Raw genomic sequence first — 24,720 nt, 5'->3', positions numbered from 1 at the left:
TAATAAACGTCAGCTTTTTGTTGGCGTTTTGTTTTAATTCAAAAATAGATGCAATATGTGGGCAATTATTATTAATCTTCTCTGGATTTTCCATTTATACTAAAAATTGTGAAAACTTCTAAGAGTATTGCAATGTTAAAAGTTTGTTATATTAAAATAAATTAATAGATTTGCAACTTAACTAACTCAAATTAATTAAATATGAAATCAAAGTTTACTTGGATTTTTACGCTTCTACTGGCGTTTTTTATTCAGTTTTCCTTTGCGCAGGAGAGAACTATTACAGGTGTCGTTAAAGACAGCCAGGGGATGCCAATTCCCGGTGCGAATGTAAAAGTTCAGGGCTCTACGGCAGCAGGCGTTCAGACTGATTTTGACGGAAGGTTTTCTATTCAGGCTTCTACCGGTCAAAAACTGGTTATTGAATACGTGGGAATGAAAACCCAGATTATTGCAGTTGGCGCTTCATCTGCTGTGCCGGATGTGGTATTAGATGATACAACAGTCCTTAATGAAGTTGTTGTTGAAGGATACCGGAATTCTACCAGGCCCCTTTCCAATGTTTCTGTAACTACTGTTACGGCTAAGACAATCGAGGGCAGGCCGAATGCTTCCTTTATCCAGACGCTACAAGGTCAGATACCAGGTCTTAATATCTCAACAGGTTCAGGACAGCCGGGTGCTAACAGTACAGTTATCTTAAGGGGTTACGGATCTATTAATGGTCAGGTTGAGCCTTTGTTCGTGATTGACGGTGTGCCATTGAATTCAGATAACTTCAGGAGCCTTAACCCGAACGATATCGAGTCGGTATCGGTTCTTAAAGATGCGGGTGCTACATCTATCTATGGTAACAGGGGTGCTAATGGTGTAATCATTGTTAAGACCAAAAGAGGTTCTTTCAACTCAGCATTGCAGGTTAAGTACAATGGTACGACCAGCTTTACAGAGATGCAGAATAATAAATACAATACAATGAACTCTCAGCAGATATTGGGGCTTGAGAAAACTAAAGGTAATGGATATGGAGCAAGCCTTACTGATCAGCAGATTGCTGCATTTGCTACCAATACTAACTGGAAAGACGTTCTTTTCAGGACAGGTGTTTCTCAAAACCACGTATTAAGCCTTACTGGTGGTGGTGAAAATATTTCATCTTTTACCTCTTTTGGTTTCTTTAACCAGGAGGGTATCCTTATCGGTACCGACTTAAAAAGGTTCAACTTCAGGAATAACCTTTCCGGAGCAAGTAAAGATAAAAAATTCAACTATTCTACCTCGTTAACGATAAACTACTCTGTAAGGAATGAAGCATCGAATATTGGTACTGGTAGTGTGAATATTAACCCGGTATTGGGAGCTAACCAGGGTGTGCCTTACCTTAGCCCGGATATGTATACTTCGAGCCAGGGAATTTTAGATATGTACCAGGCAGATCCTACTGATCCTAATAATATCGGTGCGGGTACGTTATTGCTTTCTCCACTTATGCAGCTGGATATCGTGAAAAAAGGTACTCTTAAAACAGATGAGCTTAAAATGATAGGTAACGTTCAGGCAAGCTATAAGCTTACTGACGAGCTTACCCTTGGCGGTTCATTTGGTTCAGATTATACTCAGGCTGTAAGTACTCAGGTGCAGGATCCTACATCATTCAACTCATTATTGTTCCGACAGGACGGTGAGGAATACCTTGGATGGCAGGCTCAAAGCTTTGGCAGGAATATTACATTCAATACAAACGTAAACCTTAATTTCACTAAGGTTTTCGGAAAGCATACTATTGACGCTTCTGTGTTCTCTGAATACCTTAAGGCGCATACACAAAGCTTTAGCTATCAACAAAATGGTTTAGATCCTAAAGTGTTTGTGCCGGGCAATGGTGCTGGCTTCATACCTTTTAATACTGATACTCCAACATTCTATCTTCCTGAGGTAGGTTCTGGAAAGGGTACGGCAGGTCTATTCTCGTACTTCGGTACAGTGGATTACGATTACAATCAAAGATATGGTTTGGGTGTTACCGTTCGTAGGGATGCTTCTTACCGTTTTGCCGAAACAAACCGCTGGGGTACATTCTGGTCGGTTTCAGGAAGGTGGAATATTGATCAGGAGTCGTTTATGGAAGGTTCTAAGTTCACTATGCTGAAATTAAGGGCTTCTTACGGTACTACGGGTAACCAGAATATCGTAGGTACAAGCATTTTTGCTGGACCGAATCTTTCAAGGACGTTGTTTGCACAAGGTTCCGGATACTTCCTTAATCCTGCTTATATCGTAGGACAAATAGGAAACCCTGATCTTAAGTGGGAAACATCGGAGCAGGCGGATATTGGTGTAGATTTTGAAGTGTTTGACAGGAGGTTAAGGGGTACATTCGATGTATATCGTAAAACTACCAAAGATCTTTACCAGTCAACACAGATCTCAGCGGTCAACTCTACTTATAGTATCAATGCTAACGGAGGTTCTCTACAGAACCAGGGTGTTGAAGCATTGCTTTCTTATGATGTGATAAAAAATAATGATTTTACCCTTACGCTTAATTTCAACGGTTCTTACAACCAGAATAAAATGCTGGATGTAACAAATTCAGAGAACTTCCGTGATCTTGGCAACCAGGCTGATGCTGAAGGTGGTGCGTTAGGTCAGTACTATATGATAAGATATGCAGGTGTTAACCCGGCAGACGGTAACCTGTTATTCTATACTAAAGATGGACAACTGACTGAAAATCCTGACCAGAGTAAAGACAGGGTACTTACAGGCAAATCGCCAATCCCGGTTTATCAGGGAGGATTTGGATTTGATGCTAATTATAAAGGATTTGGCCTTACTACACAGTTCTCTTATGTAGCGAAAATTTCCAGGATAGATTATGACCTTGAAGGCCTTCAGGATCCAACAGATATCGGTGTATTCAATAAATCTACCGACCTTCTTAACGCATGGACACCGGATAACAGGGTGACTGATATACCATCACTTTTCCTTACTAATAAAGGGCAGGATGCTAACTCTGACAGGTATCTTAGGGATGCATCGTATGTGAGGCTAAGATATGTTAGCCTTGGATATAGCTTTAACCAAAAGATGCTTGATAAAACACCTTTCTCAGGCCTGAGGGCATATTTCCAGGCAGAAAACCTGCTTACATTTACAAAATGGAGGGGTTGGGATGCAGAAAGTGACCGTGGTGCAGACCAGTACCAGTACCCTACTCCGAGAATACTTTCTTTAGGTCTTGAAGTACAATTTTAAAAAAAATGACAACGAATATGAAAAATTTGAAATTAATTTTGTTTGTTATCACAGGCGCTTTATTTGTTGCGTGTGATGATGCAATTGATATAACGCAGCCAAGTGAACTCCCACCAAATTTGGTTTATCAGACGGTGAGTGATATGCAATTAGGTCTTAATGGTGTGTATGCATCTATGCCTGGTGAGAACCAGATATATTTTACCTCTTTGTTTACTGACGAAGTTGCGTTAGGTGTTTCTAACGGTGGACAGGGTACGGATGGAGCACTTGCTTTTCTTCTGAATCCTGCTACTTCAGGTGATGCCGCTAACATGTGGCTTGAAAATTATGCGCTTATTAACGCTGCTAACAGGCTTATTTATGGTTTAGAGAATGTTGTTATCCAGCCGGATGATGATACTACAACTGTGAATGAAGATGAGACAGCATGGTACAACCATATACTTGCGCAGGCTCATGCACTTAGGGCTTACGGATACCTGAATTTGCTAACTTTCTTTTCCGAGGACATGAAAAACGACAGCTCATTAGGAGTAATGCTTTTCGACTTTATCCCGGTAGATTATAAGGTAAAGCTTCCGAGAAGTACTACAGGAGAGATATTTGATTTTATCGATGCAGATCTTGCGTTTGCTGAATCAAATTTATCCGTAAATAACCCTCAGCCTGGAGATAATTTCGACGAACCTATTGTCGAGGCTACTTCTTATGTTAGAAAAGATTTTATTACAGCATTTAAGGCTCGTATGGCAGCTTACAGGGGTGACTATGGAACTTCTAAAACTTTTGTTGACCAGCTTGTGGCAACTGGCAGCTACGCTCTTGCAAACAAGACTCAGTATAAAGCTATCTGGACAGATGCTGGCGTGCAGGAAGTTATTTTTAAAATACAAAAGAGGAACCCTGGAGGTAACACAACGGGTAACTTTTCGCAATTGTGGTCTTCTGTGAACAGTACTGTTACAGGCTCTCCGTTTTTCGAAGTGAACAGGGCTTTATTTAATCTTGTCAATTCAGCAAGTGATGTTAGGCAAAAGGTGATCGTTGATGCATCAGCTTTCCCTAACTATGTGCTTCCGGACTATGCCAACGCAAATGCACTTGTTTATAAAGCTCAGGATGTGTTGCCTGTCGGAAAATACCCGGGCAGCGAAAGCCTTACGTTCCTTAATGATATCAAAGTATTCAGGATGTCTGAAATGTATTTGTTAAGGGCTGAATACTATGCAAGTATAGGCGATATTCCAAATGCTATTGCTGATGTTAACAGAATTAGGACGGCGCGTATTGCTGCATCTGCCAATATCAACCCTACGGGTCTGACTATCCAGCAGGTATGGGCATTTATACTTAGGGAAAGAAGGATGGAACTTGCTTTCGAAGGACATAGGTATGTAGACATTAGGCGTTTAGGCACGCTTGCAGGACAGGGTGTTGACCGTGATCCAAGAGACTGTGCTTTCAACGGATTCTGTACATTACCTGCTACAGACTATAGGTTCATAATGCCTATTCCTAGGCTTGAAACAGCTGCGAATCCAAACATTCAGCAGAATCCTAATTATTAGTAAAAAAAAATAAAAATGAAAAAATATCTTTCAAAAATAGCAGTTTTTGCCCTTTTAGTTGGGGCATTGACAAGCTGCGAAGAAGACACCGTTGTTTTTGATTCAAACAACGGGCAGACTTTAGCGGGATTCAATTTGAAGACCGGTAATCTTAGAACATTTGAACAGCAGTTGAACATGCCTTCTGAGCTAATAGTTGAAGTTGGTGTTACAACCAAAGCAGACCATGACAGGGCAGTTCAGGTTGTTGTAAATAATGAGCTTACCGATGCATTGCCGGCACAGTATTCAATTGATCAAAGCACATTTGTAATTCCTGCCGGGGAGTATACAGCTAAAATAAGACTAACTGGTTATTACGATGAACTTACTCCTTCTGACAGGAAAACGATAACGCTTACTTTAGTATCTGTTGAAGGTGCTGACTTTATCGAACCCCAAAGGAGTAGTACTACGATATCGTTATTCAGGGTGTGCCCAAGAGAAATTCCTACAACCTATACCGGGTATGTTACAGGTAGTTTGGGCGGTGCTACTGAAGAATTTACGGTTGTGTTAAATCCTACTGCAGAATTTGCTACCTATACTGCTACTAACTTATGGGGTAATTTCGTTTCTGGTGCTACAGGTTCCAACTATGACGGACAGTTCCCATATCCAGGTATAGTAACAATAAACTGCGATAATACAGTTAATGTTATTGGAACCAGCGATGACGACAGATTCGCGGGTGGTACTGGTACGTTCGATCCTGACACCAATGAATTCCAATTATATCTTAACCAGACGCTATTCACTTCAACTACAGCTACGGGAGATGTATTCCTAACACCGGCACAATAATTATTTATACCTAATTTAAAAGGGCTTTCATACGAAAGCCCTTTTTTTTGGCGTTTTTTCAATATTCCCGTTCCTAAAATTTAATTACATTTGCCTAAACTTAATCCCGATGCAGAGAATTTTTCTTTCTATTTTTCTTTTAATGCTGCCTGTATTGCTTTTTTCCCAGGATAAGAAAAAAGGAAAATTAAATTCATCACAAAAAGGTAATTCTTCTGCTACGTTGCAGCGCCCTGATAACGCTGGCAATCCTGATCAGTCTAAAGCGGCTGATACCATTGCTACGATAGATATGTATAAGATTGTTACTCTTGAAAGGGATACAACTATGGTAGATACTTCCCTCACGGTACAAAAAGAGTATCAGAACAATTATCTGAGAAGGGATAACTTTGGGTTGCTTTCTTTTCCTAATGACGGGCAAACGTACAACACGCTCGACTATGGCTTAACGAAATTCAATCCCTTTCCCGAATTTGGATTTAAGGCAAAGCATTTTAACTACATGGAAATTGAGGATATAAAATATTATAATGTAGCTACACCATATACTGACCTTTTTTACAGATCTACCCAGCAGCAGGGACAGATATTGGATGCTTTTATTACAGTAAATACCTCTGAGAATCTCAATATGTTTGTTGGCTATAAAGGTATAAGGTCCATAGGCAAGTACATCAATTCAATTTCGAGTAACGGAAATTTCCGGATAGGCGGCAGTTATAATACAAAAGATAAACGGTATTTTTTGAAACTTCATTTTACAGGGCAGGATCTTTCCAATCAGGAGAATGGCGGTATTATAAGTACTGATTTTTTTGAGAGTGGTGTAGATCCGTATACGCAAAGGGAACGCCTCGATGTCTATTTTAAAGATGCTACATCCGTACTTAAGGGCAACCGTTTTTTTGTAGACCATACGTTTAGGCTTAACAAGAACAACCCAAACAGCCTTGTATTTCATCACAGGTTTACATACGAAACGAAGTTTTTCCAGTTCACCCAGCCTACCAGGAGCGCAAGGTTTGGTGCAGCGTATACCATATCTATTAATAATAAGACCCGTTACAATATGATGTATAATATGGTAGGGGCTGCTTACTCCAATGAAAAGATTGGCATGGTAGAGTTTTATGTAGAAGACTTTAACTATAACTACTTTTACAGGACTATAATTCTTAATCCAAATGGATCATTGGGAGTTCCCAATGCTGTAAATGACAGGATTAATACCTATGGCGCCCGTTATACGTATCATAAAGATAAATTGATAGGGAGTGTCTTATTCTCCAATTCGATCACTAACCAGTCGCTCGCAAATATCGACGCTTCTGCCCGTTATATTTTCGATGAAAACAATAGTGTTTCTGCCCGATATCAAAATATGAATAAGCTGCCTAACCAGAATTATAAGCTTTACCAAAGCGATTATAAAGCGTATAACTGGTATAACAGGGATGTCAGGAACGAGAAGATCAACAGTTTTGAATTTGAAGCTAAAACGAAATGGGTTGATGCTTCTGTACAGTATACTATACTAAACGATCATTTGTATTTTAAGAACGAGTTTGTAAATACCATATCTACGCCCGCTAATATTGATACGCTATATGTAAAGCCACAACAGTATGGAAATACGATCAATTATTTTTCGGTAAAATTGGGACGTGAGTTCAGGGTTTGGAAACTAGCTTTAGACAATACGGTATTATATCAAAAAGTTGATCAAAGGGATAAGGTGCTGAATGTGCCGGAGTTTATGACAAGAAATACGCTTTATTATTCCGACTATGTGTTTAAGAAAGCGTTATATTTTCAGACAGGTATTACCTTTCAGTATTTTACCAAATACTATGGTAACGACTACAATCCTTTGATTGGAGAATTCTTTGTGCAGGACCAAAAGAAATTCGGTGGCTTCCCGCTCATGGACTTTTTTATCAACGCCAAGATTAAGGAATTCAGGTTGTTTCTCAAAGCAGAGCACTTCAACTCGAGTTTTACAGGCTACGATTTTTATTCGGCGCCAGCGACACCATACCGGGATTTTACAGTGCGTTTTGGGGTGATATGGGACTTCTTCTCGTAAATCGGCTACTGAACATAAACAGTTGTTGGAAATTGTAAATCTTTAATTATTTTAAATTAATATGCAATATATTTGCATTGTTTTGACCGTAATGCGGTCGTAAAATAGTAAAAATGAAATACGCAGAAAATATACTTGGAACCATAGGTAACACGCCAATGGTAAAGCTGAACAAAATAACCGAAGGCGTAGACGCATTGGTTTTGGCAAAAGTAGAAACGTTTAATCCGGGCAATTCCGTTAAGGACAGGATGGCTGTAAAGATGATCGAGGATGCCGAAGCTGACGGACGCCTGAAACCGGGTGGTACTATCATTGAAGGGACATCGGGCAATACCGGGATGGGCCTTGCGTTATGCGCAATAGTAAAAGGCTACAAACTGATATGTGTTATCAGCGACAAGCAGTCTAAAGAAAAAATGGATATCCTTCGTGCCGTTGGCGCTAAGGTGGTGGTTTGCCCTACCGATGTGGAACCGACCGACCCACGCTCATATTATTCGGTATCAAAACGCCTTGCTGAAGAAACACCAAATTCATGGTATGTAAATCAGTACGACAACCTGAGCAATGCTTTGGCACATTATGAGCAGACCGGCCCTGAAATATGGGAACAGACCGAAGGCAAAATAACCCATTTTGTTGTAGGTGTTGGTACAGGAGGTACAATTTCGGGCGTAGCTAAATATTTGAAAGAAAAGAACCCGAATGTAAAGTGCTGGGGAATTGACACCTATGGCTCTGTATTTAAAAAATACCACGAGACGGGCATCTTCGATGAGAATGAAATCTACTCATACATAACCGAAGGTATAGGGGAGGACATCCTTCCTAAAAATGTTGACTTCTCCCTGATTGATGGCTTTACAAAAGTTACTGATAAGGATGCCGCGGTTTATACCCGTAAACTGGCCTTGGAAGAGGGGATATTCGTTGGGAACTCCGCAGGGGCAGCTATCAAGGGATTACTGCAGCTTAAAGACGAATTTAAGCCGGATGATGTGGTGGTGGTACTCTTCCACGACAGTGGAAGCCGCTATGTAGGCAAGATGTTTAATGATGACTGGATGCGCGAACGCGGTTTCCTTGATGAAGATATTACAAAGGCAGAAGACCTTATTAAGGACCATGCAGACAAGCCTCTTGTTATCGTGCGTACCGAAGAATTGGTAAGCCATGCTATAGAGCGCCTCCGCAAATATAAAATATCGCAGATACCCGTTATCGATACCCACGGATTCGTTGGCTCTGTAGATGAGACCGACCTTTTCCGCAGCTATGTGGAGGACAAGGACATCGCTGAAAAGCCTATACGCGAGATAATGGGCAAACCCTACCCTATAGTGCAAAAGAATACTTCTATTGAAGAGATATCAAAACTCATAAATAAAGACAACCAGGCCGTACTGGTAGACCTGGGGAACGGTAAGCACCATATTATCACCAAGCACGACATTATAAGTTCAATAAAATAATAGTTTAAGCCCCGTATTGCGGGGCTTTTTATTGTAGTAACGTTAACAGATATCCTGCCGCCGAACCAAATAATATTATAAATGCATTATTAAGTTTTGGAAATGCAAAAAGGAGCACGAAACTAGCCATCAAAATACCTGTTGTTTGCCATGACCTGATAGTTTCGGAAGCCATTTCGACGCATATTGCCGAAATGACCGCTACCGAAGCAACATTGACGGCGCTAAGGAATGAGGCAAAAATCCGGGAACTTTTTAGCCTTGCGACTATCCTGTTGAGTAATGCCACAAACACAAATGATGGCAGGAAGATACCCACCGTGGCGGCGACTGCTCCGATTACTCCACCTGCCTGGTATCCTATAAACGTTGCCTATGAGAAAACAGGTCCGGGCGTAAGCTGTCCTACTGCGATGGCATCCGTCAGCTGCTGCCGTGAGATAATGCCTTGGGTCACAAATTCAGCATCTATAAATGCAAACAGGACATAACCGCTGCCATATAGTATTGCTCCTATTTTTAAAAATGTGAAAAATATGCCGGTGCTTCCTATTGCAGTTCCTGAAAATAGCAACGGAAAAAAACTATTGATTTTTTGGTGTCCATCGGATTTGTACATTGCATATAAAAAACCTGCTCCAAACAGAATAGCTATTTCATTAATCCCGAATAAAGCCATTGCAAGGCATATAAAGCCCAAAATAACCAGTTCGGTATTTTTTGCCGAGGCTTTTGCCATCGGCCAGACAGCAAACGCAATTACTGCAATGATAGCGGGTTTAATACCATATATGTACGGTGCGGCTTTGGGTATGGAACCATAGCTTTTATAAAGCCATGCTAAACATCCCGTCAGCAGAACGGCAGGGAGGATAAAAAAAATTCCTGCTGCTATAAGCCCTTTTATTCCTGATCTTTCTTTGCCTAAATGAATTGCGAGTTCGGTACTGTTAGGGCCGGGAATAAGGTTTGTTGCGCCCACCAGGTCTATAAAGGCAGCGTCATCCATCCATTTTCGTTTGAACACAACCTCGTGGCGCATCATAGCAATATGGGCTGCAGGTCCGCCAAACGCAGTAACACCTAACCGGGCAAATAAGGCTATGGTTTCTTTAAGCCGGGACTCCATTTGCAACGTTATTTTGAGTAAGTGACTTGCCTGCCGACCATCTTCCACCACCTTTTATCAATAGAAAAATGCTCCCTAAAAGCATCGACCAGTCGGTTCTGCTGCCGTGGAGGAGTTCCCAAAATCCTTCATTGGCATATACCTCAGATTTTGTAGTTGCGAAAGCCACCAGCATAATAACTGCCAGTGGGATACTCGCGAGGCGGGTGAGCAGCCCTATAAGAACTAATAGTCCGCAGGCAACTTCAAACGATCCAACTATCGTGCCCAGCATTTCGGGTTCAGGGAATCCGATTTTTTCAAACCGGCCGGCTCCACGTGTTTCTGGCAACAGGAATTTTTGGATGCCTTCAGAGAGAAACACTGCACCTACTATCATACGGATAATTATCGTTGTTTTAGAATTATCTGTTTTAAGGTATGGGAAATTCATAGTAAATAGTTTAATTCAGAAAGGTACTATTAAGTATGTAATTGTGCAATAGCGTCCAGTTTGATGATAACCACAATCGCGAAATCTTGTTATCTTTGCTACAGATAACTTTCGCATGAACTTCACTGCCATAGACTTCGAGACCGCCACCGGATACCCCCATAGTGCCTGCGCCGTGGGTATCGTGACTGTGGAGGATGGTATAATTACCGAAGAATACCATACGCTCATTCAGCCGCCTGACAACGAATACTGGTACCGCAATATCATGGTGCATGGCATCAAGCCGGTAGAGACGTTAAATGTACCGACATTCGACATGCTGTTCCCGGAAATAAGGGACAGGCTTTTTGGCAGGAAGATCGTAGCCCATAATGAGTCCTTCGACCGTAATGTACTCATGAAAACCATGAGTTGGTATGGCCTATATTACGATGAGCTCGAAATAGCCGACCGCTGGGAATGCACCTGCAAGATATACCGTGCAAAAGGCTATCCCAAAGCCAACCTGAAATACTGCAGCGACCGCAACGGCATCCAGCTCAATCACCACGAGGCGTTAAGCGATGCAAGAGCTTGCGCCAAATTGTATTTGCTGCATGATGGGCAGGTAAAGATGAGGGTGTGAGACGTAGAAAATCAGCTAAAAAGTCTATCATGAAAATTGTGCTATCACTTGATGAGAATAATGAAAAATCTAAAGCTTTTTTAGATTTTATAAGGACTCTTGATTTTTTAAGCTTCGAAAAAGACACAGACTTACCTTAGTGGCAAAAGGATGAATTAGATCAATATTTGGATGAACATAAATATGGGACTGCCCAATATGAAGACTGGGATATTGTTAAAACCAGATTATTCAATAAATATGGTACCTGATGGGATGCATGATCAAGGATTAGGAGTAATGCTATTTTGCAAAATTTAAAAAGTTGCTGAATACCCAAAAAAGAATGCATTGAAACTGTGGACTTTTGGTTTTATACCATTTCCAGTTCTTCAATCATTGCCCGTCGTTTAGGATATTTTTTAATAAGATGTAAAGCCATTTCTCGGATTGGTACATCGCTGCCTGGTAATGTTTTCATAACTTTTATCATTGTTGAAGCAAGTTCGCGGTAAGCACTGCGGTTATCGGCATAATGGCAGTGCTCCTCAAAAGCCGGAAGGTAAATTTCCAGTAATTCAGAGGGATATTTGACGATAAGGTCATTGTGATGTTTTAAAACGTTATGCAGCGAACCTTCTTCTTTCAATAATCCCAAAAGCCTGTCCAACATGCCTTCCTGTATGTAGACCGGCGCAATTTTTTCAAGCAGGTAGGGGTTGCTGCTAAAATTGGGTTTCCGGGCGGATACTATACTGTTTTTGATCAGGGACTCAATATGTTCCTCTATTATGGGTAGCCACTCTTCATTGTTATAAGTGCCTTTCCATATATCATAATAGGAGGCTTTGAAACCTGATGAAAATGCGAGGTCTTTGGCCAGCAGCCTTATATTGGAAATGTCATTTTCAAGGGTCGCTATTTTCAAAAGGCTGTCTTTCCAGTGATTGATGGTTCCCCAAAAACCTGCTTTTTTTGCGATTGCAAGCCCTTCAGCCGCTAATACTCTTGCTTTGTCGTATTGCGAACTTCTAACATGTTTTTCTACTTCAGCTTCCCTTATTTCGGGGATATCTATATTTTGTTTAACAAGAAGGTCTGCCTCTGAGATTTTCCCAATAGACTTAAGAAAAATAACTTTTTGGCAGGTATAATGGTTTTTACGATGATAGGAGTGACTGTATTTTTTTAATTGCCTCTCTATAAAATCCAGATAAGTATCATGTCTGCTGAGTGTAAGCGCAAGATCCTGGAAAATGTCTTCGAGGCTATAGCCAAAATCCCCGTAATCGAAGTACAGGCTGTTGTCGAGTTCTTTTTCCAGAAAATCAAATGACTGTTCCTTGATAGAGTAGGGCGCAGTGCTTTTATTGACAAGTTCAGATAGCAGTTCTATACTGGTAAAAATCACATCTCCGAGCATACCGCTGCTGTCGTCACAATATTCTATGCCTTTGCAGGTTTCAAAGATCAGGGTTTTAGACAGCGAAAGGGCATCCCTCAAATTTCCTTTTGCAACATACTCCTCTACTGTACCTATTATGGAGGCGATCTCACGTGCTGCTGCCTTTGTTGATCGGTAATCCATATAGCCGCTATGGCTGCTGCTTTTTAGCAGTTTCCTGATTATGGATGTGTATGCTTTTACAATATCGAAACTTTCATTTTTGTGCGAAAAATAAAGCTCAAATTCAGATTTGAATTTTTTATCGGAAGCGGAATACTGCTTAATGAAATCTTTGTATTCATCCTGTGATATCGAATCCAGCATGCTATCAAAAGACGGTTTTTTTTTCTTCGCCGCAGACTTCTTTTCCGGCTCATTCTCTTCTTTCGCCGGGGTTGTATCTATTGTCATGTTTTCTGCAAGGTAAAACAGCATTGCTGCTACGTGCTTGCAGGCATCGCCATCATACGGACAGTCGCAGTAATAATCTTCAACAATGATGTTGTCCGTAACAGTTACAGTAACGGTATACTTTTCAGAACCTTCCACGCGCGCACTCCACGTACCCTTTTTACCTTCTTTTACTTTTTTTACATGACCATTTTCAAAATAGTTTTCTCCCCTTTGAACTATGGCTTTTGGGAAAAAATCCATAAAATCATAAATGCTAAACATAATCTTTTATCCTCTTTAAGTAACTGTCTAAATTTAATAAATATTCTTTACTATTGTCATTTCGGGTGCAGTCGGGAAGCAAAAAACAATAAAAATACTACATTTCGACTGCGCTCAATATGATATTTTTATTGTTTTTTACAAAGTTAGACAGTTACTAATTCTCAAACTATATAAGCATAACCCTAGCTTTCTTCTATCTGGGCTACCGACTTCCCGACTTCGGATAAAAAACTACTCCTCCCCAAGCAATACTCCCGAAACATTCCATGCGCTAAAGCTATTGCCTTCGGGTGCGCCCTGTGGTATGGTAACGGTGATCGTATGATTACCAGCTTTCATGTCGCCAAGATCAATGTATTCCGGATTAGTAATTGTACCCGGACACCAGTTAGACCGGCTATAATCGGAAGAGGACAACCCGTTTTCAAAATTTCCTGAAGCAGGGTTAAACAGCCTGTATGTTCCGCAGTCCTGCCGCCAGGGAACGAACGCGAACGCGACCTTGCCATCGAGCGTGATAGTATTCTTTTTAGGCAAGTACTCATCGCCATTTTCCCAGCCGCCATGTCCGGTAGTTATGTAACGCAGTCGGACATTTTTTATGTCTTTTGCCAGCGTAAAGCTAACTTCAAGGCCCTTTGGCGAATTGAACATCGTGCTGTATTCCTGCCCGGCCATTTCCATGACGTTCACGGTATTAAAAAGAGGCATTACGAAAGTATCCGTGTTGTACTGCACTTCATCTTTATGGATCGTGATATCGAGGCTCATTTTGTGCCCGCCTTTATCATAATTTCCGATGAATACACCCACCCACACATCTCTGTTACTTAGCATAGGTGCCAATTCTGAAACATCCTGGCGATAAGGCACTGCTTGGTGCCAGTCTTTTCCTTTCAACTGGATATGCCCATACTGCTTTATCCCGAACGGCGTAAAGAAACGCATCAGTTCCAAAACAGGGCTGTAGCCATAGGTACGCACCACGCCCTGGTATTTTTTGCCATTACCGTTATCATATACGGGCAGGGTAGCAGCGCCGTTTTTAAGTCCGTCAAGAAATGACTGCTTTTCATTTTCAGGGATAATAAATACAGATCCCGTGCGGTCATAGGCATCGCCATTGGATTGCTCAATAAGTTCTGCAAACACCTGGTTTCCGGGCTTTATTTCCGGGAACTTTATTTTTCTCAAAGCTATCGTACCATTGGCAAACCTTAGGATGCTGTCGTTTGATGCTGATGCATCGGAGAAATTGATGATCTCATCCTTAAAAACAGGCAGGGTAGTGAACCGTGATTTCCAAAGCACATCGCGGTAGGTAAGCAGGTCAGTCATAGCCATTCCTTTAGGGATAATCTCAGCGAAAGCTGAAGCATCTTTCAGTTTTTCAATTTTAGTTGCCGTTACAATATAGCTGCCGTTACGATTCATTTCCAGCACCAGGCCGAGTTCCTGCCCCAGCAATGACGGCGCACCTTTTAGCTTCAGGTCGTTGGTGTACCATAGTTCTATCGTATTTGAATTAATAATGGTCTTTGCTTTTTTACATTTATAGCCAAGGATGGTTTTGGTATCCGGCAGCAATTCGAACGACTGTTTTTTGAGTGACAGGCTGTCTTTTGTGGCAATGCTTTTTCCTTTGTACGGTTGCGCTGCCAGTATGTACGAGCTGTCGGTATGGCTGATAACAGATTGCTCAACAGGAAAGGCTGATGTTTTATCCAGTATCGCCTTGTTTGTCACCAAAGTTATTTTAGCATCCGAGAAAATGATGGTGGGGTTATCGGCATCGGTAACTTTACCCAACGATATTTTTTGATAGGTAACTTTTATGGCGGCAGGCTGCTTTTGCGAATAGGCACAAGCGGTTGCAATGAGCACGATTGCAGTAATGAAAGGTTTCATGGTGTTTATTTGTATTTCCAAATTTCGGTAAAATTTCGGCCATGCACAATTTTAAATAAAAACAATAGTTCCACACGCAACCTTTTTCAATTCCTCTGACTATAGCATACATAAACCCAAAAACCATGAAAAACACTTTACTCTTTTTAATGCTATTGCTGTGCGGAATGGCAGGGGCACAGATTGTGAACATACCGGATGCTGCTTTTAAGGCAGAATTACTTAATGCATCCACTGCTAATGAAATAGCCAGAAATAGTAATGGTGTGGCCATGGTCATAGATGTTAATGGCGATAATGAAATACAGGTAAGTGAGGCGCTTGCTGTTTGGGAATTACGATTAACTAATGATATGACTTCTATGCTCGGTATAGCAGCATTTTCCAACCTAAGAAAATTGGGAGGCTTTCCGATGGAGGTGCTATCCCTTAATATAACAGCACTAACTCATCTGGTGGAATTGGATTTATTTGCCCAGAATATGACATCAATTACAATTGGCAGTCTTCCTTATTTAAAGAAAATCGATTTAAATCTCCATTCTTTGGCTTCTTTGGACTGTACAGGTTTAATTGGCCTTGAAGAACTATATTTAAGTGGAAATAACTTAACATCACTTACAATAGCAAACCTTTCTGCCCTGAAAAGAATTAATTCAATTGTAGATGGAATTACTTCTTTAGATTGTACAGGTTTAACAAGCCTTGAAGAATTAACTATTTTATCTAATGATTTAGGATCACTCACAATTGCGAATCTTCATAACCTAAAATATATCGACATATCTTCCAATATTACCACTTTAGATTGTACCGGTTTAACAAGCCTTGAAAGATTAGTTTTGAGTTCATATAGCCTTACTTCATTGGATTGTTCAGGATTACCCAGCCTTGGAATTTTAGATTTAAATATCGGTGGTTCTTTACCTTCACTGACGTTGTCTAACGACCCGGTCATTGAACATATTACTATTGCGGGTTCCGGCCTTCATTCTTTTGATTGTACAGGATTACCAAGCCTGAGATCATTAACGATAAATGATGCATACAATCTCAATTCACTGAGTATTGGAGATAAGCCAAATATGACAGGTTTGTTTCTTGAATTTCTTGGAAAAATTGAATCTCTTGACCTGAGTGGATGCACTGCACTAACGCAACTGACCCTCACTTATGAGGGATATTCAGACATGTCACGATTTTTAAATTTAAAAAATGGCATTACGGAATATGAGAATTTATATTTTGGTTTTAGCGCGGAATATGATTATCCCATATACATCTGCATAGATGAAGGCAATGAAGCCCTGCTTGGGAACAATCTCGCCAATCCGTACATCCAGGTAAGCACTTACTGTTCTTTCACCCCCGGAGGCGATTATAATACCATAGCCGGAAATTTCACTTTTGACAGTGATAGTAATGGCTGTGATGGGAATGATGGCTACACAGGCTTCGTAAAGCTTAATATTGATAATGGAATTGAGGAATTAAGTACCTTCACTACTTCCGGGCACTATAATTTTTATACCCAGGCAGGCACTTACACCCTTACGCCACAACTGGAAAATGACTGGTTTACAATCACTCCCGCCACGGCTACCATTACACAAGCGACCGTTGATAACACCGTAACTACCCGAAACTTCTGTATTGCTGCCAATGGTATGCATCCTGATGTGGAGATTATTGTATTGCCTATAGGAAACGCCCAACCCGGCTTTGATACCGATTATAGGATTATTTACAGGAATAAGGGCAATCAAACCCTTTCCGGTGCTATGACATTAAACTATGATGACACCGTGCTTGACCATATCGAGTCTTATCCTGTTGAAAATTCGTCAAGTATGGGTTCGCTCGCATGGAATTATACCAACCTGCTGCCTTTTGAAACCCGGACAACGCGCGTTACTTTTAACCTGAACGGTCCCATGCAAATCCCTGCCGTAAATCTTGATGATGTGCTGGCATTCTCTGCATCGGTAACTCCTTTATCAGGCGATGAAACCCTGGCAGATAATACATTTACTTTAAACCAGATAGTGACAGGCTCTTTCGATCCCAACGACATCACCTGCCTCGAAGGCCGAAGCGTGTCCCCTGATAAGATAGGAGAGTACCTGCACTACAACATCAACTTCGAGAACACCGGGACCGCGCCTGCAACTTTTATTGTTGTGAAGAATATGGTAGACGAAACGAAATTCGATATAAGCTCATTGCAATTGATGGATGCTTCCCATGCTATAGAAACAAGTATCAACGGCAACAAAGTGGAATTTATTTTCGACAATATCAACCTTGGCCCGGAAGAGAAAGGCAATGTAACTTTTAAAATAAAAACGCTGAATACATTGCAGGTAAATGACGACGTTACCCAGCAGGCCGATATCTTCTTCGACTACAACTGGCCGATACAAACTAACGAGACAACAACAACTTTCGAGGTGTTGAGCCGTGGCAGTTTTGCAATGGATAATTCTGTGAAAGTATATCCAAATCCTGTAAAAAGCATCGTGACGATTTCAGCAGATTCAGCATTGAAGTCAATACAGCTTTACGATATCCAGGGCAGGTTGCTGCAATCGGGAACCGTAAATGATATAAATGCCACAATAGACCTTTCGTCAAGGAATTCGGGAATGTACTTTGTAAAAGTGTTTGCCGAAAAAGGAATAAAAGTAGAGAAGATAGTAAAACAATAACACTTTACGCAACCTTTTTTATTTCGTGTGACTATAGAATAAAACAAACCCAAAAAACATGAAAAACACTTTACTCTTTTTAATGCTACTGCTGTGTGGAATGGCAGGCGCACAAATCGTGAATATCCCTGATGCGGCTTTTAAGGCAAAATTGCTTGGGACTACAACATCAAATTACGTAGCAAGGGATTTTAATGATAATTCGATAGCAATAGACGCGAACCATGATGGTGAAATTCAGGCAAGCGAAGCGCTTGTTGTGTGGAGGCTTATTATAAATGATGCATCAATAGTTTCCATGCAAGGGATCGAGGCATTTACTAACCTCAGAAAATTACAGGGCAGTCCTTACATATTAGCATCTTTAGATGTAACATCGCTGACTAATCTGACTGAAATAAATTTTTATGACTGCACTCAGTTAGTGTCCCTAAATGTTGCTAATCTTGCTAATCTCAAGGTCATAAAAATGGAAATAGCAGCTAATATTGGATTATTGGATTGCACGGGCTTGTCAAGCCTTGAAGAATTAACTGTTAAAAGCAATCAGGGTAATAATTTTCAGTTAATTAACAGCAGTAATAATCTTCATAGTTTAAAAAAGATTGATGTGGTTAGTAGTGTAATGACGTCGTTAGATTGTTCCACATTTAATAATCTTCAGGAATTAACTTTGTGGTCTAGTGTATTGACATCTCTCGATATCGAAAATCTTACTAACTTAAAAAAAGTTGATTTATATGGCTACCTCCTTCCTGAATTAGATCTTACTGGCCTGAATAATCTTGAAGAAATGATTTTGAACTGTAATCATTTACCTGTGCTGGCTATAGGAAATCTATCTAATCTCAGGAAATTTACCTGGAGCGGTTATGCTATTACGTCATTAGACTTTACAGGTGTAAGTGATATTGAAGAATTACATATAAGCGGTAATTCTTTGACATATCTCACTTTAGGGAACCTTACTAATTTGAGAATTATGGAAATAGAAGCCCAAAATCTTACAGCTTTAGATTGCACCGGACTAACAGCCCTTGAAGAATTCACACTTAATTTGGGATTTGAGATAAACTCACTTCAAATGGGTAGTCTGCCAAACCTTCATTCTCTTAATCTGGATGAATTGGAATCGCTGGAATATCTTGATTTAAGCGATTGTACAGCATTGGACAGATTATTCATTTCGTATCATTATGGAAGCAGTAGCTCTGATTTTATTAATTTAAAAAATGGTGTTACCGAATATAATCAATTCAATATATCATTCTATCCCGAATATGAGTCGGACGCTCAATTGTATATTTGTGCAGATGAAGGTAATGAAACGGTCAGTGCATTGGCGAATTCATACATCCAGGTAAGTAGTTATTGTTCTTTTACACCAGGCGGGGATTACAATACTATAGCAGGTAACCTTACTTTCGATATTGATAATAACGGTTGTGACACTGACGATAGTTTTAGCGGCTTCGCGAAAATGAATATAACAAATGGTACAGAAACCGGAGGGCTTTTTACCGGTGGTTCCGGGCATTACAACTTTTATACCCAGTCCGGTACTTTCACGCTTATCCCCGAATTTGAAAACGACTGGTTTATTGCTACACCGCCGTCGGCAACTATAAGTTTAGCCACCGTTAATAACAGCACTACAACCCAAAATTTTTGTATAGCTCCAAATGGTGTACATCCTGATGTAGAGGTAGTAATTACACCTTTATCCGGAGCCGCTCCCGGTTTTGACACTTATTATAAAATTGTTTACAAAAACAAGGGTAATCAATTGCTTTCGGGTGCGGTAATGCTGAATTATGACGACAGCATTCTGGATTATATGATAGCGAATCCTGTGGAAAGCACATCAGGGACGGGCTTACTTACATGGAATTTTACCGACCTTATGCCCTTTGAAAGCCGCAGCATGATGGTTGTCCTGAACCTTAACGGTCCCATGGAAATCCCTGCTGTAAATCTTGATGATGTGCTGGCATTCTCTGCATCCATTACCCCAACATCAGGCGATGAAACCCTGGCAGATAATACATTTACTTTAAACCAGCTAGTGATAGGCTCTTTTGATCCCAACGACATTAGCTGCCTTGAAGGTCATAGTGTTTTTCCAGAAAAGATAGGGGAGTATTTGCACTACAACATCAACTTCGAGAATACCGGGACTGCTCCCGCAACCTTCATTGTTGTAAAGGATATGATTGACGAAACGAAGTTTGACATAAACACATTGCAATTGATGGATGCCTCCCACACCATAGAAACAAGGATTAATGGCAACAAAGTGGAATTTATTTTCGACAATATCAACCTTGGCCCGGAAGAGAAAGGCAATGTAACTTTTAAAATAAAAACGCTGAATACATTGCAGGTTAACGACGATGTGACACAGCAGGCCGATATCTTCTTCGATTACAACTGGCCGATACAAACCAATGAGGCAACGACAACTTTCGAGGTACTCAGCCGAGGCGATTTTGCAAGGGATAATTCGGTTACAATTTACCCGAATCCGGCAAAAGATATTGTGACTATTTCAGCAGATTCAAATGTAAAATCAATACAGCTCTACGACATCCAGGGCAGGCTGCTGCAATCGGGAACCGTAAATGATATAAATGCCACAATAGACCTTTCGTCAAGAACTCCCGGAATATATTTTGTAAAAGTGTTTACAGATAAAGGAATGAAAGTAGAGAAGGTAGTGAAGAAGTAAGGCTTTGCTGCCAATCCTAAACCGATACGATTGTGCCGGTTTTTTTATGGTGTAATTATTTTACATTAGGATAAAAGGCAGTAGGGAGCTTGGCGGTTATCCCGCGTTCCAATTTTTTTATTATTTTAGTGGATTATTTATCCGCCATGAAAGAAGATTTTTTACACCACGTTTGGCAATACAAAAAGTTCAGCCTGCAGGGATTAGAGTCCGTGCAGGGCGAAAAAATAGAGATACTCAATGCAGGCCAATACCTGCAGCAAACCGGCCCGGATTTTTTTAATGCACAAATAGTTATAGGGGGTCAGAAATGGGCGGGCAATGTAGAGATACATATCAAATCGTCCGACTGGTACCTGCACAGCCACGAGAATGATCCAAACTACGACAATGTTGTATTGCACATAGTATGGGATCATGATACACAGGTAATGCGAAAAGACAATTCCGAGATACCCGTTTTGGAGCTCAGGCATTATACCGACCCGAAACTGCTCGAAAGCTATAATGCTTTGGCCGCCGCCAAAACCTGGATATACTGCGAAAAGGAGCTGGAAACCATAAATTCATTCGTGCTTGAAAACTGGAAAGAGCGCCTGTTTTTCGAACGCCTCGAACGCAAAGCAGCACCGATTCTGCAACTGGCTAAAGATACCGGTAACGACTGGGAAGCCGTACTGTTTTGTTTTCTTGCGAAAAATTTTGGACTCAATACCAACGGACAAACGTTTTTCAGTATTGCCCGATCCCTGCCTTTCCCTGTAGTCCGCAAAGAAAGTTTTGAGTCCGAAAACCTTGAAGCACTCCTTTTTGGACGTTCAGGGCTGCTGGATGGCGACTTTGAAGATGTGTATCCGCGCGATTTGAAAGCACGCTATGCGTATATAAGTCACAAGCACCAGTTACCGCCTGTATATGTTGACAGCCTGGAGTTTTTCAGGCACCGCCCTGACAATTTCCCGACAATAAGGCTGTCACAATTCGCTGCACTATACAGTAGCCACCAAAACCTTTTTTCTAAAATAATTAATTGCGCCACTGTCGAAGATATTTATAAGGTGTTTGAAGTACAGGCATCGGCCTACTGGCAGTCGCATTATACTTTTGACAAAGAAAGCACTAAAAAACGTAAAGCGCTTACAGCATCTTTTATCGACCTGATCGTTATAAATACCATTATACCCTTTCGGTTTGCCTATGCTAAAAGCACGGGAAAAGAAGTCAGTGAAGAACTTGTAACGCTTTTGCAGGCAGTAGCGCCAGAGAAGAACGCCATAGTAGATAAGTTCCGGTCGTTTAAAGTGTCCGCCGATTCGGCTTATGATACCCAGTCGCTACTACAGCTCCGCAACGAGTACTGTGCCCACAAGCGCTGTATGCAATGTGCCCTTGGATTGGAACTTTTAAAAAGCAATTGATTTTATTACTACTTTTGAAGCAATTCAGTTTGAGTGAGCAACCTTAAACCTTAAACAAATAATGAAAATCATAACCGATATCAGGCATTTTTTCGAAAAGCATGGCTTTGAGGTATCACAGCGCCTTGCCGACAGGCTGGGTATGCGTGCCACCAATGTACGTCTGTTTTTCATTTACATATCGTTCGTAACGGTAGGGCTTTGGTTTGGCGTTTATCTTACGCTTGCTTTCTGGCTGAAGCTGAAGGATATGATCTACACAAAAAGGAGTTCAGTTTTCGATCTATAGCTAATCATCCGGTACGTATGAAGCCCTTTAATTTTCTTTTGCAATTTACTTCCGGTCAGCGAAAAGGCATTGTTGCCTTGTTTTTTTTAGTGATACTGTTTCAGGCGGGCTACTTTGTTATAGCCTCTTATGATTTCAAAAGTAAAGAAAAACAATCCGCAGAAGAAAAAGAATGGCTTGCATTCCAGCCTGAGATTGACGCCCTGAAATCAAAAAAAGGAGATGATAAGAAAGATGTTATCTATCCGTTCAACCCCAATTTTATTTCCGACTATAAAGGCTATTCGCTGGGTATGACTGTAGCTGAGATAGACCGGCTTCATGCGTTTAGGAAGACAGGAAAATTCATTAATTCTGCTGCCGATTTCCAGGTGGTTACCAAAGTTTCGGATAGCCTACTGGCGAAGATGTCGCCTTATTTTAAATTTCCCGATTGGGTGAATAAGAAACAAAGTGCTGCTAAACAGGATGCTTATTTTTCGAATGAAAAGGGATCCGGGCCTACGTATTCCAAAGAAGAAAAAAAGGTTACGCAATTGGATATTAACACAGCGCTGGAAGAAGATCTCGTAAAAATATACGGTATAGGCCCCTCTTTTGCCAGGAAGCTTTTGCGCCGCCGTGCAGATCTTGGGGCATTTGCGAGTATGGACCAAATGGACGACTTCACTGACTTTTCTCCGGAAGCTGTTGCCGGGCTCCGGAAAAATTTTAAGGTTGGCGCGGCCCCCGATGTCAATAAGATCAACGTGAATACCGCTTCTTTACAGCAACTGTCACGATTTCCGTACTTTAATAGAAATATCGCCAAAGCAATACTCACACGCCGTAGCATGAACGGTAAAATTGCAGGGATTGAAGAATTGTCAAAAATTAATGAATTTCCTGTTGATAAAATAAAAATAATTGCTTTATATTTGGAATTCTAAAAATACAGACATGAATTTCGATTATAGCGAAACGCAAAATATGATTGCACAGTCAATCAGGGATTTTGCAGAACAGCACATTCGTCCGAATATTATGGAATGGGACGAAAGCCAGCATTTTCCGGTAGATCTTTTTAAAAAATTAGGGGAGATGGGATTTATGGGAGTCCTTGTTCCTGAAGAACTTGGGGGTTCCGGCCTTGGCTACCACGAATACATTACAATTGTTGAAGAGATTTCAAAGGTTGACCCATCCATCGGATTATCGGTTGCGGCACACAATTCACTATGTACCAACCACATTTTGACATTCGGTAACGAAGAGCAAAAGAAAAAATGGATACCGAAACTCGCAACTGCGGAACATATAGGTGCATGGGGCCTTACAGAGCACAACACCGGGTCTGATGCAGGCGGTATGAATACCACTGCTGTAAAAGACGGCGACCATTGGATCGTGAACGGTGCCAAAAATTTTATCACACACGCAAAATCAGGCGATATTGCCGTAGTTATAGTTCGCACCGGCGAAAAAGGCGACTCTAAAGGCATGACCGCCTTTGTTTTCGAAAAAGGCATGCCGGGCTTTACCAGTGGCAAGAAAGAAAACAAACTGGGCATGCGCGCCAGCGAAACAGCAGAACTTATATTTGACAATTGCCGCATTCCCGATGCCAACAGGCTGGGTGAAGTAGGCGACGGATTCGTACAGGCCATGAAAGTGCTTGACGGCGGAAGGATATCCATTGGCGCTTTGTCTTTGGGTATTGCAAAGGGCGCTTACGAAGCGGCATTGAAATATTCGAAAGATCGCCACCAGTTCGGCCAGCCGATTAGCAGCTTCCAGGGCATCGCCTTCAAGCTTGCAGATATGGCTACCGAAATCGAGGCATCGGAACTTTTGCTTCATAAAGCGGCATTCCTTAAAAACAATCATAGAAAAATGACGGTGGCCGGCGCTATGGGCAAGATGTATTCATCTGAAGTATGCGTACGGGTATCTAACGAGGCGGTGCAGATACATGGCGGATATGGCTATACTAAGGATTACCCGGTAGAGAAATTCTATCGTGATTCCAAATTATGCACCATAGGCGAGGGCACTACAGAAATACAAAAGCTGGTTATATCGCGCAACCTGCTTAAGGAATAGAATACTGGATACTGGATTTTACAGGAACGGGCTGCTGAAAGGCGGCCCGTTTTG

Annotated in this window: 15 protein-coding genes and 1 pseudogene; 12 read left to right on the top strand and 4 right to left on the bottom strand. The window is 41.1% G+C overall.

Features of this window, described 5'->3' with window-relative positions; all coding sequences use genetic code 11:
- Window positions 1-201: 201 nt before the first annotated feature.
- The 5 genes from AAEO56_RS03650 to AAEO56_RS03630 all read left to right on the top strand — a co-directional run bounded on the left by AAEO56_RS03650 (window position 202) and on the right by AAEO56_RS03630 (window position 9,239).
- Window positions 202-3,261: a SusC/RagA family TonB-linked outer membrane protein gene (locus tag AAEO56_RS03650; protein WP_341695666.1), complete on the top strand. Its 3,060-nt coding sequence runs from the start codon at window positions 202-204 to the stop codon at window positions 3,259-3,261.
- A gap of 17 nt (window positions 3,262-3,278) precedes the next feature.
- Complete coding sequence (locus tag AAEO56_RS03645) at window positions 3,279-4,832, top strand: RagB/SusD family nutrient uptake outer membrane protein (protein WP_341695665.1); 1,554 nt, start codon at window positions 3,279-3,281, stop codon at window positions 4,830-4,832.
- 15 nt (window positions 4,833-4,847) lie between these two features.
- A complete protein-coding gene (locus AAEO56_RS03640; protein WP_341695664.1) occupies window positions 4,848-5,675 on the top strand; it encodes a hypothetical protein in 828 nt (275 codons plus the stop codon).
- 109 nt (window positions 5,676-5,784) lie between these two features.
- Complete coding sequence (locus AAEO56_RS03635; RefSeq protein ID WP_341695663.1) at window positions 5,785-7,764, top strand: putative porin; 1,980 nt, start codon at window positions 5,785-5,787, stop codon at window positions 7,762-7,764.
- 113 nt (window positions 7,765-7,877) lie between these two features.
- Window positions 7,878-9,239 carry a pyridoxal-phosphate dependent enzyme gene (locus AAEO56_RS03630; RefSeq protein ID WP_341695662.1) on the top strand — a complete coding sequence of 454 codons (1,362 nt, stop codon included), beginning with the start codon at window positions 7,878-7,880 and terminating at the stop codon, window positions 9,237-9,239.
- A 28-nt stretch (window positions 9,240-9,267) separates the two neighbouring features.
- Here AAEO56_RS03630 and chrA read toward each other — a convergent pair.
- A pseudogene (gene chrA / locus AAEO56_RS03625) lies at window positions 9,268-10,368 on the bottom strand (chromate efflux transporter).
- The gene (locus AAEO56_RS03620) at window positions 10,352-10,801 is read right to left on the bottom strand and encodes a DoxX family protein (RefSeq protein ID WP_341695661.1); all 450 of its coding nucleotides are present in this window, start codon (window positions 10,799-10,801) and stop codon (window positions 10,352-10,354) included. The pseudogene chrA and the gene AAEO56_RS03620 overlap by 17 nt, the downstream one beginning before the upstream one ends.
- A 115-nt stretch (window positions 10,802-10,916) precedes the next feature.
- On the opposite strand from AAEO56_RS03620, the gene AAEO56_RS03615 reads away from it, so the two are divergent.
- Window positions 10,917-11,429: a 3'-5' exonuclease gene (locus AAEO56_RS03615; RefSeq protein WP_341695660.1), complete on the top strand. Its 513-nt coding sequence runs from the start codon at window positions 10,917-10,919 to the stop codon at window positions 11,427-11,429.
- A gap of 352 nt (window positions 11,430-11,781) precedes the next feature.
- On the opposite strand, the gene AAEO56_RS03610 is transcribed toward AAEO56_RS03615, so the two are convergent.
- Window positions 11,782-13,509, bottom strand: a complete 1,728-nt coding sequence (locus AAEO56_RS03610; protein ID WP_341695659.1) for an SWIM zinc finger family protein — start codon at window positions 13,507-13,509, stop codon at window positions 11,782-11,784.
- A 255-nt stretch (window positions 13,510-13,764) separates the two neighbouring features.
- The gene (locus AAEO56_RS03605) at window positions 13,765-15,441 is read right to left on the bottom strand and encodes a GLPGLI family protein (protein ID WP_341695658.1); all 1,677 of its coding nucleotides are present in this window, start codon (window positions 15,439-15,441) and stop codon (window positions 13,765-13,767) included.
- 125 nt (window positions 15,442-15,566) lie between these two features.
- Here AAEO56_RS03605 and AAEO56_RS03600 point away from each other — a divergent pair, with 125 nt between their 5' ends.
- The 6 genes from AAEO56_RS03600 to AAEO56_RS03575 all read left to right on the top strand — a co-directional run bounded on the left by AAEO56_RS03600 (window position 15,567) and on the right by AAEO56_RS03575 (window position 24,666).
- The gene (locus tag AAEO56_RS03600) at window positions 15,567-18,149 is read left to right on the top strand and encodes a DUF7619 domain-containing protein (RefSeq protein WP_341695657.1); all 2,583 of its coding nucleotides are present in this window, start codon (window positions 15,567-15,569) and stop codon (window positions 18,147-18,149) included.
- A gap of 58 nt (window positions 18,150-18,207) precedes the next feature.
- Entirely contained in the window at window positions 18,208-20,877 is a 2,670-nt protein-coding gene (locus AAEO56_RS03595; protein WP_341695656.1) for a DUF7619 domain-containing protein, read from the top strand.
- 146 nt (window positions 20,878-21,023) lie between these two features.
- Window positions 21,024-22,295: a DUF2851 family protein gene (locus tag AAEO56_RS03590; RefSeq protein ID WP_341695655.1), complete on the top strand. Its 1,272-nt coding sequence runs from the start codon at window positions 21,024-21,026 to the stop codon at window positions 22,293-22,295.
- A gap of 61 nt (window positions 22,296-22,356) precedes the next feature.
- Window positions 22,357-22,584 (top strand): PspC domain-containing protein, encoded by a 228-nt coding sequence (locus AAEO56_RS03585; RefSeq protein ID WP_181369538.1) that lies wholly within the window; start codon window positions 22,357-22,359, stop codon window positions 22,582-22,584.
- 17 nt (window positions 22,585-22,601) lie between these two features.
- Window positions 22,602-23,513, top strand: a complete 912-nt coding sequence (locus AAEO56_RS03580; RefSeq protein ID WP_341695654.1) for a ComEA family DNA-binding protein — start codon at window positions 22,602-22,604, stop codon at window positions 23,511-23,513.
- A gap of 10 nt (window positions 23,514-23,523) precedes the next feature.
- On the top strand, window positions 23,524-24,666 hold the full coding sequence (locus AAEO56_RS03575) for an acyl-CoA dehydrogenase family protein (RefSeq protein WP_341695653.1): 1,143 nt from the start codon (window positions 23,524-23,526) through the stop codon (window positions 24,664-24,666).
- Window positions 24,667-24,720 lie beyond the last annotated feature (54 nt).

The organism is Flavobacterium arundinis, from assembly GCF_038289855.1.
GTDB lineage: Bacteria > Bacteroidota > Bacteroidia > Flavobacteriales > Flavobacteriaceae > Flavobacterium > Flavobacterium arundinis.
Note: the sequence above shows the minus strand (reverse complement) of the source record. Positions and strands in the feature narration are given on the sequence as shown.